The sequence below is a fragment of the Bradyrhizobium sp. CCBAU 051011 genome (assembly GCF_009930815.1).
Lineage (GTDB): Bacteria > Pseudomonadota > Alphaproteobacteria > Rhizobiales > Xanthobacteraceae > Bradyrhizobium.
This window is the reverse complement of sequence record NZ_CP022222.1, coordinates 4,097,585-4,109,788: the sequence shown is the minus strand read 5'-3', so window position 1 is coordinate 4,109,788 and position 12,204 is coordinate 4,097,585. Positions and strand designations below refer to the sequence as shown.

Genomic DNA, 12,204 nt, shown 5'->3' with positions numbered 1-12,204 from the left:
GCAAGCCGCGAAACCCCGCTTTCCCGCGCTAGAACTTCAACATCCTGAACACGCCCAGGCCGGCCAGGCCGACTACGATCAAGTAGATGGCGACGATGAAATTGAGGAACCGCGGCATAATCAGAATCAAGACTCCCGCGATCAGGGCGATGATCGGGGAAATGTGCGCAGCAGTGATAGTCATTGAAATCTCCGGGATGACGGGGGAAATCGAATCGAGGGCGGCAACTTAGCCGCTGGCGCCGTGCGGGAATAGCAAGACGCTCAGCCCTTCAAGGGGTTCCAGCCTCCGCAACAATTCCCCAGAAATGCCGCGTATGAGGCTGCCATTTTGCCGGAACAATGCGGCACGCGATGAATTGGCCCGCATTGTGTGCGCTGGCAAAGCCGGCGCCTCTCTCGCGAAGGAGTAGACCATGCGGAACAGACTATTTGCCATCGCGGCGATCGCCGGCGCGATGGCCGTCCCTATTGCGGCTCAGGCGCAGACCACGATCGGCACAGCCGGCGGCAGCACGGTCGTCATCGGCGAACATGAAGGCATCGCAGCCGATCAGCGGCCGGCCTTCCGCGAATACATCGTGCGTGAACGCGTGCCGAACTACACGATCTCCGAACGCGTGATCGTCGGTAGCGTGCTGCCGGAGACCGGCGTGACCGTTTACGATGTGCCGCAATCGTTCGGCATGACGCCCTACCGCTACACCGTGGTGAATGGCCAGACGGTGCTGGTCGAACCGCGTTCACGTCGCATCGTTCAGGTGGTCGATTAGACCTCAGTAGCCTGAACGATCGGTCCGGGCGCCGCGCAAGCGGATGTGCGCGAGATACGACCGGACAAAAGCCCCGCCCGGCGTCCCCTCCGGGCGGGGCTTTCGTTTTGCGTTTACACACTCGTGTGCCGGGCGCGGTGCCGTAGGGTGGGCAAAGGCGTGTGCCCACCATCTCTCCGAACCATTGCTCTGATGGTGGGCACGCTGCGCTTTGCCCGCCCTACGGGCTACTCGCGGATTTCCAGCCCCGGCTTCTTCACCACGAGCCGATGGACCTTCTTCCCCGATGAGGCGCTGACGACCTCTTCGTCGAGCAGCACAGTCGCATCCTTCAGCTCCGCCCGCACGACCGCCGGATCGAACGCGACGTAGAGCCGGCCCTGCGCGTCGCGCTGATCCGCGCCCTCGGTAACGCGCCAGCTCAGATAGAGAATGCCGCTGGGCTTGACGATATCGAGCAGACGGCGAACCGATGCGGCGATCTGCTTTCGGTCGAGATGCATGATCACGGTTTCGCACAGCACGTTGTCGAAGCTGCCGATGCCGCGCAGCTCGGGCAATTCCGCATGCGCGAACTTGAAGGAGGGATAACGCCGGCGCGCTTCGTTGAGCAGGCCTTCCGAGGCATCGAAGCCGGCGGCCGAAAAACCGTTCGCTTGAAGCCAGGCGACCTCGCGGCCGCAACCGCAGCCGATATCGGCCGAATTGCCGCCGCGCACAAAAAACCGCTCGACGATTTCCTGCAGGTCGACGGGGGCCGGCTGACCGAGCCAGTCGTTCGCGAACGCCACCGCATCCTGGTCATAAGCGGCGAGCGTCTGACGATCCATGGTCTAGCCTTCGATCTTGGAAAAATCCGCCACCGCGCGGGTGGCCGCGCGGATTTCGTTCAGAAGTTTTAGTCGGTTCTCGCGCACCTTGGGTTCATCGTCATTGACCTTGACCTCGTCAAAGAACGCATCGACGGCCGGACGCAACTTGGCCATCGCGCTCATTGCGCTGGCGAAATCTTCCTTCGCGACTGCAGCACCGGCTTCGCTCTTGACCTGATCTATAGCCTTGGCGAGCGCCTTTTCCTCGGGCAACTTATACAGCCCGGCATCCGGCGCGCCGTCAAACGTGCGCTTGTCCTTTTTTTCCTCAATCGCAAGGATGTTACTCGCGCGCTTGGTCCCTGCAAGCAGGTTCTTGCCGTCGTCGGTGTCGAGGAACTTGCCAAGCGCGTCGACGCGGCGGACGACAAGCAGCAGATCGTCCTGGCCGCCGAGCGAAAACACGGCGTCGACGAGATCGTGCCGCGCGCCCTGGTCGCGGAGCTGGACCTTCAGGCGATCGGCGAAGAAGGCGAGGAGGTCGTCCGGAAGTTTTTGGGCATCGTCCTTTTTCGGCAAACCAGCCAATGCCGACTTCGCCACGGCCAGGATCGGCAGCCGCAACGTATTGTCGACGATGAGCCTGATCACGCCCAGCGCCGCGCGCCGCAACGCATACGGATCCTTGCTTCCCGTCGGCTTCTCGTCGATCGCCCAGAACCCAACCAGCGTATCGATCTTGTCCGCGAGCGCCACCGCCACGCTCACCGCATCGGTCGGAACGCGATCGGCGGGGCCCTGCGGCTTGTAATGATCCTCGCTTGCGGCGGCGACGGCAGCGTCTTCGCCCTGCGCCTGCGCGTAGTACTTCCCCATCAAGCCTTGCAACTCGGGGAATTCGCCGACGACTTCGGTCAACAAATCGGCCTTTGCCAGACGCGCGGCCCGCTTGGCCTTTTCGACGTCGGCGCCGACAAGCGGCGCGATCTCGGCGGCCAGCCGTTCGATGCGCTTGATCCGCGCAGCCTGCGTGCCCAGCTTCTCATGGAACACGATCTGCTCGAACTTGGGCAGCCGGCTCTCCAGCTTCGTCTTCAGGTCGGTCTCGTAGAAGAATTTCGCGTCCGACAGACGCGCGCGGATGACGCGCTCGTTGCCGGCGACGATCACCTTGCCGCTGTCGGTCGCCTCGATGTTGGCGGTCAGGATGAACTTGTTGGCGAGCTTGCCCGTCTTGGGATCGCGCACCACAAAACATTTCTGGTTGTTTCTGATGGTGGCGCGGATCACCTCGTCCGGGATCGACAAAAATTCCTCGTCGAACGATCCCATCAGCGCGACCGGCCATTCGACGAGGCCGGCGACCTCATCCAGCAGTACCTGATCCTCGACCAGTTCATAGCCCTGGGCGAACGCCAGCTCCGTGGCATCCGCGAGGATGATGTCCTTGCGCGCCTGCGGATCGAGCACGACCTTTGCGGCCTTCAGCTTGGCTTCGTAATCCTCGAAGCGGCGCACGGAGATCGCAGCCGGCGCCATGAAGCGGTGGCCGAACGTGGTCTGCCCGGTCTCGATGCCGTCGACGGCAAACTTCACGACATCGGGGTCTTCGGTCTCGGGACCGAAGGTCGCGATGATCGAATGCAGCGGCCGCACCCAGGAGAGCGAGCCCGATTTGGCCGACCGCTCGCCCCAGCGCATCGATTTCGGCCACGGGAAGGTTCTCACAATGACCGGCAATATCTCGGCGAGGACGTCGATCGTGGCGCGTCCCGGCTTTTCGATCAGCGCGATATAGAAATCACCCTTCTTCGGGTCGGTTTGAACCTTGGCGTCTTCGATCCGGGCAAGGCCTGTCGCCTTCAGGAAACCCTGGATCGCGGCATCGGGGCCGCCGACGCGCGGGCCGCGGCGTTCTTCCTTCAGGTCGGATTGCCGCTGGGGAATGCCGTGCACGGTCAGCGCCAGCCGCCGCGGCGTCGCGAACGCTTTTGCGCCTTCATAGACGAGGCCCTCGGCGACGAGCTTGTCGGTGACCATGCGGCGCAGATCGTCCGCCGCCTTCGCCTGCATGCGCGCGGGGATTTCCTCGGAAAACAGTTCCAGCAGAAGATCAGGCATCAGACCGCCCTGCCCGCTTCGGTGTGGACCCAGGCGTCACCGCAGGCTTTTGCCAGTTCGCGCACCCGCATGATGTAGCTCTGCCGCTCCGTCACCGAGATCACGCCGCGGGCATCCAGCAGGTTGAAGACATGGCTCGCCTTGATGCACTGATCATAGGCCGGCAGCGCCATCAGATGCTCCTTCTGATTGCCGCCCTCCTTCCAGCCAGCCGCGAGATATTTTTTGCAGGCGTCTTCCGCCATCCTGAACTGCTCGAACAGCATTGCGGTGTCGGCGTGCTCGAAATTATGCCGGGAATATTCCTGCTCGGCCTGCAGGAAGACGTCGCCATAGGTGACTTTCTCGTCGCCCTCGCGGCCGTTGAAATTGAGATCGTAGACGCGGTCGACGCCCTGCACATACATCGCGAGGCGTTCGAGCCCGTAGGTGAGTTCGCCGGAGACCGGCGCGCATTCGACGCCCGCGACCTGCTGGAAGTAAGTGAACTGGCTGACTTCCATGCCGTCGCACCAGCATTCCCAGCCGAGCCCCCAAGCGCCGAGCGTCGGACTTTCCCAATCGTCCTCGACAAAGCGGATGTCATGGACACTGGAATCGATGCCGATGGCGGCGAGCGACTTCAGGTACAGGTCCTGCAAGTTCGGCGGCGACGGCTTCATGATCACCTGAAACTGGTAATAGTGCTGCATCCGGTTGGGATTTTCGCCATAGCGGCCGTCCTTGGGCCGGCGCGAGGGCTGCACATAGGCCGCGTTCCAGCGCTTCGGCCCGAGCGCGCGGAGCGTCGTCGCCGGATGAAAGGTGCCCGCGCCCATTTCCATGTCGTAGGGCTGCAGGATCACGCAGCCCTGCTCCGCCCAGAACCGCTGGAGGGCAAGAATAAAGCCCTGGAACGAACGTTCCGGGCGCATGTGGTCAGGCAGGGCGTCCATCGGCGGAATCGGGCTCGCGAGGGGGTTTTAGAAGCGCGGGACCGTATCGGCGCGGAGGCAGGGAATCAAGGCGATGGCGGGGGGCTAAAGCGTCAGAATTCGCCTTCTCTCCGTCATGGCCGGGCTTAGCCGTCTGAAGGACGGCGTCGCTTCCGCTCGCCTATGCCCGGCCATCCACGTTCTTTTTATCGTCGAGCCAAAGACGTGGATGCCCGGGACATCCAGCGCGAAGACGCGCTTCGCGCTTTTTGCCCGGGCATGACGAATTCAGGCTAGCCCGGCCGATACGCCCCGGTGACCGGGTCGCGGCGCAATGTCGGAATGTCGGCGGTTTGCGTAGTCTCGGCAACGCGTGCCAGCCGCGCTTCTTCCAGTTCCCTGTTGATGCGGATAGCAGTCTTGTAGGCCCAGCGGACCACGGCGAGCCCTCCCAGGGCACCCGCGAATGCGATCAGCGGCGGCATCGGTCGATCCTTGTCGTTCACGTATCAGCCCCCAATAAGCGCATTCTCGCCGAAGCCGGGCTGCGCCGCAATTGCGCTTTTGGGACTAAATGGCGCGCTCACTTACGCGTTAGAATCCGAATTTGGCCCAAATCGCCCTTGTCTCCAGCGCGGAAATCAGGTCGTCCGGCAGTCCTCCGATACCGTCGAATGCTCCCAGGGAGCCCGCACCCGGCGATCTGCGGCCGAGCAGCCCGGCCAGCATCCCGCTTGCCGGCGCGATGACCGGCGTCAGCACTTTCTCGCCGTAACGCTCGCGCAGCGTCGATCTGATATCGCCGACCTTGTCGGCCAGGCCCAGCGAGACCGACTTCTCGCCCGCCCAGTACTCGCCGGTGAACAGGACATCGTCGCCGCCATTGAGGCGCGCGCCGCGGCTGCCTTTGACCAGTGCGATGAAGATGGCGTGGATCTCGCGCTGAAGCGTCTTGAGGCGCGCCACATCATCGGGGTCCTCGGGCAGGAACGGATCCAGCATCGCCTTGTGCTCGCCTGCCGTGTAGAGCCGCCGTTCCACGCCGATCCGCTTGATCAGGTCCTGAAAGCCGAAACTGCCGCCGACCACGCCGATCGAGCCGAGGATCGAGGACGGGTCGCAAAAAATCTCATCGCCCGCACAGGCGATCATGTAGCCGCCGGACGCCGCGACATCCTCGACAAACACCAGCACCGGCAGCTTCTTTTCCGCGGCAAGCTGCCTGATCCGCAAATAGATTTGCCGCGATTGCACCGGCGAGCCGCCGGGCGAGTTGATTACCAGCGCCACGGCCTTGGCATGGCGGGTGGCGAAGGCGCGTTCGAGCGTCTTGGCAATGCTGGCCAGCGTCAGGCCTGGCCGCAACGGCGTCACCGCACCGATGACACCCGACAGGCGCACGACGGGGACGACCGCGGCGTCGCGCCGGAATCTTGCCGGAATGAGTTGCTTCATCCGGTCAATGAGGTTCGGCAATCCCGCGCGATCACTTAATTGTTCACTCATGCCGTTACCTCGAATTAACCATTTTTTTATCGCACCGGTGGCATTGCAAAGACGAAACGCCGTTTTCGGCCGGAACGCCTTTTGCCTTGCAGATGTTAAAGCTGCAATGGTGCAGCGGAGACTGACATGAAAATCTACCTGCTGATAATGCTCATCGGCAGCCTTCTGGCCGCGATCCACTTTACATCGTCGCCCAAACAACAGTCAGAGACGCTTCCGCAATAGCGTCCTGCACGGCGAATTTGGGAGGCGCGGACCGCTTACGGGCTCGCAAGCGGCAAGGTTCCCTTTCCGGCCAGAATGTCCTGCACCCTTTGATTGGGTACGCCTGGCTCGTCATTGAGCATCAAGGCGGGACGGATTTGGGTCGGCGCCCGGCCACCCTTGATGGCGCGGACGAGAATGCGGTTGGCGGGCGAGCGTGCGTCGCCGTGAACCGGCAAAAGTTGCACGCTCCCGAAACCGTGATCGAGCGCCGAGAGCACCTCGGCAAGACCATCGGCGCGCCAGATCAGCGTCAACGCTCCCCTCGATTTGAGGATGCGCCGCGCCGCGTGCACCCATTTTGGAAGCGTCGTCGCGGTCGCCATGTGCGCGATGCCGCGTGCGGTGTCCGGCGAAACGCGGTGCCGCGCCGGATCGTTGAAGGGCGGATTCATCAGCACTGCATCGACGCTGTCGGGAGCCAGGCCGGCCGCAGCAAAAGCTGTGGCATCGGCTTCGACATCGAGCACGATCACGTCGGCTTGAATCGCATTCGTCTCCGCATTGGCGCGCGCAAGGCCCGCCAGCGCCGGATCGATCTCGACCAGGATCAGATCGATGCCGGCGATACGCCTCGCCACTGCCAGTCCCGCGGCCCCGATGCCGGCGCCGAGATCGGCAACGCGGTCGCCCGGACGGGCCGAACTCGCCGCCGCCAGCAGCACCGCATCGTGACCGGCGCGGTGTCCCGATTTCAGTTGCTTCAGACGCAATTGCCCGCCGAGAAACGCATCCTCGGTGAGTTCGAGAACGGGGTCACTCATCGGGGCGCAATTCGTGGGCCAGGCCCGCTTCCGACAGCAATTGGCGGGCCGCGCGATTGTCGTCCTCGTGAACCAGGATGCGGCGCGGCAGGATGCCGAGCGATCCCTCGATCACGCTCATGTTCTGATCCAACACCAGATGATGGATATTGGCGCCGTCGAGCAGCGCGCCGATCGCGGAAACCAGCACGATATCGTTGGTCCTGACCAATTCCCGCAATGGATGTGCTCCTTTTTGCCCCGGGTGCGACGGCGGCACCGGGCCTGTCAACCGCTTCGTGCCCTTGCCGCCATCACCGGCACTTTCTATTGTAGAACAAGGATAGTGCGAATTGGCCAAAATTGGAGACCCGCGTGGCGGTTATTGTACCCTTCGAGAGCCCGAACGCTTCGATAGACGCGCTGGTCGGGCTCGTCGCCGCCGACATGGAACGGGTCAACGCCACAATACTGTCGCGGACCGGGTCGGAAGTCACCATGATCCCGGAGGTCGCCAATCACCTGATCTCCTCCGGCGGCAAACGCCTGCGTCCGATGCTGACGCTGGCGATGGCCCAGCTCTCCAACTATTCCGGCGATGGTCATATCAAGCTCGCCGCCGCGGTCGAATTCATGCACACCGCGACGCTCTTGCATGATGACGTCGTCGACGAGAGCGAGCTGCGCCGCGGCAAGCTGTCGGCGCGGATGCTGTGGGGCAATGAGGCCAGCGTGCTGGTCGGCGACTTCCTGCTCGGCCAGGCCTTCCGCATGATGGTCGAGGTCGGCTCGCTGCGCGCGCTGGACATCCTCTCCTCCGCAGCCGCCACCATCGCCGAAGGCGAAGTGATGCAGCTTGCGGCGGCCAAGAACACCGCGACCACTGAGGACGAATACCTTGCCGTCATCCGCGGCAAGACGGCCGAACTGTTCGCCGCCGCCTGCGAGGTCGGTCCCGTAATCGCGAACCGGCCCAAGGCCGAACAGACCGCGTGCCGCTCGGTCGGCATGAATCTCGGCATCGCGTTCCAGCTCGTCGATGACGTGCTCGACTATGGCGGCAAGGCCGCGAAACTCGGCAAGAACATCGGCGACGATTTCCGCGAGGGCAAGATCACGCTGCCGGTGGTGTTGGCGTTCCGCCGCGGCAATGACAGCGAGCGCAAGTTCTGGATCAAGGCACTGGAGCGCGGCGAGATCGGCGACAGCGACCTCGATCATGCCATCGGGTTGATGACCAAGCACCGCGCGCTGGAAGACACGATCAGCCGCGCCCAGCATTACGGCGCGATGGCGGTGGATGCGCTGGCGCTATTCCCGGCCTCGCCGATGAAGACCGCGCTCGAGCAGGTGGTGGCGTTCTGCCTGGCGCGGTCGCATTAAGTCCGGTGGGCAAAGGCGCGCAGCGCCGTGCCCACCAATTTCACCCGATTTGAGGACATGCTTTGGTGGGCACGCTTCGCTTTGCCCACCCTACGAAAGGCGATTAAATGAACGGCGCTAGCTTCACGCTATTTCTTGCAGCGGCCCTCGTCATCGCCGCCGTCCCCGGCCCGGGAATCTTTTACGTCGCGGCACGCACGCTTTCCGGCGGCAAGCGAGCCGGCATCGCCTCGACATTCGGTACGGCGCTCGGCGGGCTCGTGCATGTCATCGCAGGCGGGCTTGGCGTCTCGGCGATCATCCTTGCCAGTGCCGAGCTGTTTACTGCGCTGAAATTCGCTGGCGCCATCTATCTCGTGTGGCTCGGCATCAGGACATTTCGCGAAGCCGGGAAATGGGTGTTGGAGCAGAACAGCGCCGTCGGCACGCAACGCGTATTTCGGGAAGGCGTGCTGGTCGAAGCCTTAAATCCGAAGACCGCCGCGTTCTTTCTGGCCTTCATTCCGCAATTCCTCGACCCGGCCGGCAGCTATCCGGCGCTCCAGTTCATGGTGCTGGGACTGATCTCGGTGGCGCTGAATACGCTCGTCGATGTCATTGTGGTGATGATGGCCACGACCGCGCGCGATAGTCTCACGCGCAGGCCGAATTTGCTTCAACGGTTGCGGCAGGGGTCGGGGCTGTTCATCGCCGGCCTCGGCATTTCGCTGGCGCTGGCGCGGCGGCCCGCGAGCTAGCTCAGCGTGCCCGCATGCACCCACCAGCCAGGGTGATCGCGGCGGATCTTCTCTGCCGCACGGCCGGCTTCGGCGGTGTTCTCGTAGATTGCAAAGCAGGTGGCGCCCGATCCGGACATCCGCGCCAGCCAGGCGCCGTTGGTGGCGTTGAGCGCCGCGATGACGTCGCCGATCACGGGCTGGACGCGCATGGCCGGCGCCTCTAGATCGTTGGAGTTGGCAGCGAGCGCTTCAACCCATTCTTCCAGCGATGCCTTGTCGTCGGGCCAGCGATCCCTCAGCAGCACGTCGGTGACGCCGACCAATAGTTCGCCATTGCGTAAGCCCAGCGCGTTGAACACGTCGCGGGTTGCGACGGGAACGCCCGGATTGACCATCACGCAGGGCATTTTCGGCAGGCTGAGCGGCTGCAGCGCTTCGCCGACGCCGGTCATGACGCAGCCGCGCGAGTTGACGCAGACCGGCACGTCGGCGCCGGTCAGTTGCGCGACCTCGATGATGCGGGGATCGTCGAGCGAGAGCCCGTTCACCTGCGCAAGCAGCCGCAGCGCCGCCGCGGCATCGGCCGAGCCGCCGCCGATGCCGGCCGCCACCGGCAGGACCTTGTCGAGCGTGAAGCTGCCCGCCTTCATGCCGGGCACGCGTTCAGCCAACAGACGCGCGGCCTTGATTACCAGATTGTCCGAGGTGTCGCCGCAGGCCTGCGCCAGCGGTCCGGACATCTTCAAATCCAGATCGGAGCCCAGCGACAGCGTCAGGCGGTCGGCGCAATCGGCGAACGCCACCACGCTTTCGAGATCATGATAGCCGTCGGCGCGGCGTCCATTGACCCGCAAGGTCAGGTTGACCTTGGCGCGTCCCTCGTCACTCAATAGCGGCATTGCCGAACAGCCCCCAAACTCTTGTCAGCCGCCCTTGCCGTCTTCTTTCTTCTTGTCGGCAGAAGCCGCAGAAGAAGTGTCTTCGGGCAGGCCATTGGCAATCTTGGCTTCGATCTTCGGCAGCTCTTCCGCCTCGGGCTTGAGGTCGCGGGCATGGGCCCACTGGAATTTCGCTTCCAGCGTCCGGCCGACGCGCCAATAGGCATCGCCGAGATGGTCGTTGATAGTCGGATCCTCGGGCTTGAGATCGATCGCGCGCTCGAGATGCTTCACCGCGTCTTCGAAATTGCCGATCCGGTAGAACGCCCAGCCCAGCGAATCGACGATGTAGCCGTCATCCGGGCGCTGATCGACGGCGCGGCGGATCATCTTCATGCCTTCGTCGAGATTGATGCCCTGGTCGATCCAGGAATAGCCGAGATAGTTCAGGACATGCGGCTGCTCGGGCTGCAGTTCGAGCGCCTTGCGCATGTCGGCCTCGGCCTTGTTCCACTGCTTGGAACGCTCCTCGCAGATGCCGCGATAATAGTAGGTGACCCAGGTATTCTTGTCGGTCACGCCGGGCTGCGCGTCGATCGCCAGCGAATAGGTGTTGGCGCAATCGTTGAATTTCTTGCGGCCGCGCTCAATATTGCCGAGCGCCATGATCGCCTCGATGTCCTTCGGAGCCTCTGCGGTGACGCCCTTCAGGATCTTGATCGCCTCGTCGCTGCGGTCGGCGGCGTCGAGATTGGTGGCAAGCTGGATCTGCGCGTTGCGCTTGAGCGGCGAAGTGGCCGGCATGCGCTCGTAGACCTTGATCGCCATCTTCGGCTTCTTGACCGATTCATAGAGATCGGCGAGCGAGAGCAGCGCCAGTGGATGATTGGGCTGCAGGTAGAGCGCGAGCTGCAGATAGACCAGCGCCAGATCCTCGCCGCCGCGGCGGGTCAGCGTGGCGCCGATGCCGTAGAGCGCCTCGGCCGCGCCGGCTTGCGCCGAATCCACCAGCGGCGGCAGTTTCTTGCCGGCCCGGGTGTCGCGCAGGCCTTCCTGCACCAGCGGGTGCCGCGGCAATTTCTTGTCGAAGGCTTCGTAGATGCCGGCCGCCGCCGCGCCATCCTTGTTGCGCGACAGCCAACGCGCATAGGCATCGGAAACGCGCAGCATCGAATCGTCGAGCTTGTAGGCGCGCTCGAACCGCGTGCCGGCTTCCTTGTCCTTGCCCGAGATCTCCATGATCATGCCGGTGTGGAGATCCTTGAAGATCGGATACCATTCGGGGCCGGTGAGCTTGTCGATGCTGGCAACCGCGGCCTTGGCGTCGCCGGCGCCGTAGCTCGCCCATCCCGACAGCAACGTCGCCACCAGGTCCGTGATCGGTCCGCGGATCGACTGGTTGATGTTGAGCTGCGCGGCCGGATATTTCTTCTGCTTGAGGTCGCGGACGCCGACCACCAGCCGCGCGACGCGGTTGGCCTTGTCCATCGTCAGGATGCGATCGGCAAGCTTAACCGCTTCGTCGATGTCGCCATCGGCGAGCGAGGAAATGAAGGCGCGATCCAAGAGCTCGTTATTCTTCGGATCGGTGCGTAGCGCGGAGCGATAGAAGGCCGCAGCCGAGGCCGCGTCGCGCTCGACGCTGGCATGCCGCGCGGCGAGATAGCTGCCCGCCGTCGTCAGCGATTTCAGGTCGGCCTTGGTGGGAAATTGCGCAGCGCTATCGGCCGGATGGTCGGGCGTCTGCGCCGAGACCGCAGCCGGTGCGGCCAGTGCGGCGAAAGTGATTGCGGCGATGGTCCAACGATTCATACGGGTGGAAAGCATCACGGTTCGCCTAGCTCCAGGATGATGGCGGGATCGTTACGATCGGTCTCGAATGCAAACCCAAGCGGCGGCATCTCGGGCAGCGACAATGCCGCGTTTGGCCCTCAACCGCAAGGATACGGGCTGGCGAATCGATTGGCAGATGAGGCCCTTAGGGCTCCGATTTCGCCGGCCTAACCCGGAAACGCTCTTACTGTGGCGGTATCGTGGCTGGAGGCGGTATCACCCTCCTCCATCTCACGCAATCGTGGTTGATCCGGCCTC

Annotated in this window: 13 protein-coding genes; 3 read left to right on the top strand and 10 right to left on the bottom strand. The window is 63.5% G+C overall.

The features are described from left to right. Nucleotides 1-28: 28 nt before the first annotated feature. Nucleotides 29-184 (bottom strand): DUF3096 domain-containing protein, encoded by a 156-nt coding sequence (locus ACH79_RS19400; protein WP_161852430.1) that lies wholly within the window; start codon nt 182-184, stop codon nt 29-31. Nucleotides 185-416: 232 nt separating this feature from the next. Between ACH79_RS19400 and ACH79_RS19395 the strand changes: the two genes are divergently transcribed. Continuing rightward, a complete protein-coding gene (locus tag ACH79_RS19395; RefSeq protein ID WP_161852429.1) occupies nt 417-773 on the top strand; it encodes a DUF1236 domain-containing protein in 357 nt (118 codons plus the stop codon). A gap of 227 nt (nt 774-1,000) precedes the next feature. Here ACH79_RS19395 and ACH79_RS19390 read toward each other — a convergent pair whose 3' ends face one another. From ACH79_RS19390 to ACH79_RS19360, 7 genes are all read right to left on the bottom strand, one after another. Beyond that, nucleotides 1,001-1,603: a bifunctional 2-polyprenyl-6-hydroxyphenol methylase/3-demethylubiquinol 3-O-methyltransferase UbiG gene (locus ACH79_RS19390; protein ID WP_161852428.1), complete on the bottom strand. Its 603-nt coding sequence runs from the start codon at nt 1,601-1,603 to the stop codon at nt 1,001-1,003. A 3-nt stretch (nt 1,604-1,606) separates the two neighbouring features. After that, entirely contained in the window at nt 1,607-3,706 is a 2,100-nt protein-coding gene (gene glyS / locus ACH79_RS19385) for a glycine--tRNA ligase subunit beta (protein WP_161852427.1), read from the bottom strand. Next, a complete protein-coding gene (locus ACH79_RS19380; protein WP_161852426.1) occupies nt 3,706-4,641 on the bottom strand; it encodes a glycine--tRNA ligase subunit alpha in 936 nt (311 codons plus the stop codon). The genes glyS and ACH79_RS19380 overlap by 1 nt, the downstream gene beginning before the upstream one ends. A 272-nt stretch (nt 4,642-4,913) precedes the next feature. Further along, a complete protein-coding gene (locus ACH79_RS19375; protein ID WP_161856447.1) occupies nt 4,914-5,105 on the bottom strand; it encodes a hypothetical protein in 192 nt (63 codons plus the stop codon). A 109-nt stretch (nt 5,106-5,214) separates the two neighbouring features. After that, nucleotides 5,215-6,126 (bottom strand): S49 family peptidase, encoded by a 912-nt coding sequence (locus ACH79_RS19370; protein WP_161852425.1) that lies wholly within the window; start codon nt 6,124-6,126, stop codon nt 5,215-5,217. Between the two features lie 260 nt (nt 6,127-6,386). Beyond that, entirely contained in the window at nt 6,387-7,154 is a 768-nt protein-coding gene (locus tag ACH79_RS19365) for a tRNA1(Val) (adenine(37)-N6)-methyltransferase (protein ID WP_161852424.1), read from the bottom strand. Continuing rightward, complete coding sequence (locus tag ACH79_RS19360; RefSeq protein WP_161852423.1) at nt 7,147-7,374, bottom strand: DUF2007 domain-containing protein; 228 nt, start codon at nt 7,372-7,374, stop codon at nt 7,147-7,149. Before ACH79_RS19360 ends, ACH79_RS19365 begins: the two co-directional genes overlap by 8 nt. Nucleotides 7,375-7,508: 134 nt before the next feature. Between ACH79_RS19360 and ACH79_RS19355 the strand changes: the two genes are divergently transcribed. After that, nucleotides 7,509-8,516 carry a polyprenyl synthetase family protein gene (locus ACH79_RS19355; protein WP_057836770.1) on the top strand — a complete coding sequence of 336 codons (1,008 nt, stop codon included), beginning with the start codon at nt 7,509-7,511 and terminating at the stop codon, nt 8,514-8,516. A 107-nt stretch (nt 8,517-8,623) separates the two neighbouring features. Continuing rightward, nucleotides 8,624-9,253 carry a LysE family translocator gene (locus ACH79_RS19350; RefSeq protein WP_161852422.1) on the top strand — a complete coding sequence of 210 codons (630 nt, stop codon included), beginning with the start codon at nt 8,624-8,626 and terminating at the stop codon, nt 9,251-9,253. On the opposite strand, the gene ACH79_RS19345 is transcribed toward ACH79_RS19350, so the two are convergent. After that, the gene (locus tag ACH79_RS19345) at nt 9,250-10,134 is read right to left on the bottom strand and encodes a 4-(cytidine 5'-diphospho)-2-C-methyl-D-erythritol kinase (RefSeq protein WP_161852421.1); all 885 of its coding nucleotides are present in this window, start codon (nt 10,132-10,134) and stop codon (nt 9,250-9,252) included. The two genes, ACH79_RS19350 and ACH79_RS19345, sit on opposite strands and share 4 nt — an antisense overlap. 24 nt (nt 10,135-10,158) lie before the next feature. After that, complete coding sequence (locus ACH79_RS19340) at nt 10,159-11,940, bottom strand: tetratricopeptide repeat protein (RefSeq protein WP_161852420.1); 1,782 nt, start codon at nt 11,938-11,940, stop codon at nt 10,159-10,161. Nucleotides 11,941-12,204 lie beyond the last annotated feature (264 nt).

What these genes read in the sequence shown, in the direction of transcription:
- ACH79_RS19400 (WP_161852430.1), bottom strand. Translation starts at nt 184, where the DNA reads ATGACTATCACTGCTGCGCACATTTCCCCGATCATCGCCCTGATCGCG.
- ACH79_RS19395 (WP_161852429.1), top strand. Translation starts at nt 417, where the DNA reads ATGCGGAACAGACTATTTGCCATCGCGGCGATCGCCGGCGCGATGGCC.
- ACH79_RS19390 (WP_161852428.1), bottom strand. Translation starts at nt 1,603, where the DNA reads ATGGATCGTCAGACGCTCGCCGCTTATGACCAGGATGCGGTGGCGTTC.
- glyS (WP_161852427.1), bottom strand. Translation starts at nt 3,706, where the DNA reads ATGCCTGATCTTCTGCTGGAACTGTTTTCCGAGGAAATCCCCGCGCGC.
- ACH79_RS19380 (WP_161852426.1), bottom strand. Translation starts at nt 4,641, where the DNA reads ATGGACGCCCTGCCTGACCACATGCGCCCGGAACGTTCGTTCCAGGGC.
- ACH79_RS19375 (WP_161856447.1), bottom strand. Translation starts at nt 5,105, where the DNA reads ATGCCGCCGCTGATCGCATTCGCGGGTGCCCTGGGAGGGCTCGCCGTG.
- ACH79_RS19370 (WP_161852425.1), bottom strand. Translation starts at nt 6,126, where the DNA reads ATGAGTGAACAATTAAGTGATCGCGCGGGATTGCCGAACCTCATTGAC.
- ACH79_RS19365 (WP_161852424.1), bottom strand. Translation starts at nt 7,154, where the DNA reads ATGAGTGACCCCGTTCTCGAACTCACCGAGGATGCGTTTCTCGGCGGG.
- ACH79_RS19350 (WP_161852422.1), top strand. Translation starts at nt 8,624, where the DNA reads ATGAACGGCGCTAGCTTCACGCTATTTCTTGCAGCGGCCCTCGTCATC.
- ACH79_RS19345 (WP_161852421.1), bottom strand. Translation starts at nt 10,134, where the DNA reads ATGCCGCTATTGAGTGACGAGGGACGCGCCAAGGTCAACCTGACCTTG.
- ACH79_RS19340 (WP_161852420.1), bottom strand. Translation starts at nt 11,940, where the DNA reads ATGCTTTCCACCCGTATGAATCGTTGGACCATCGCCGCAATCACTTTC.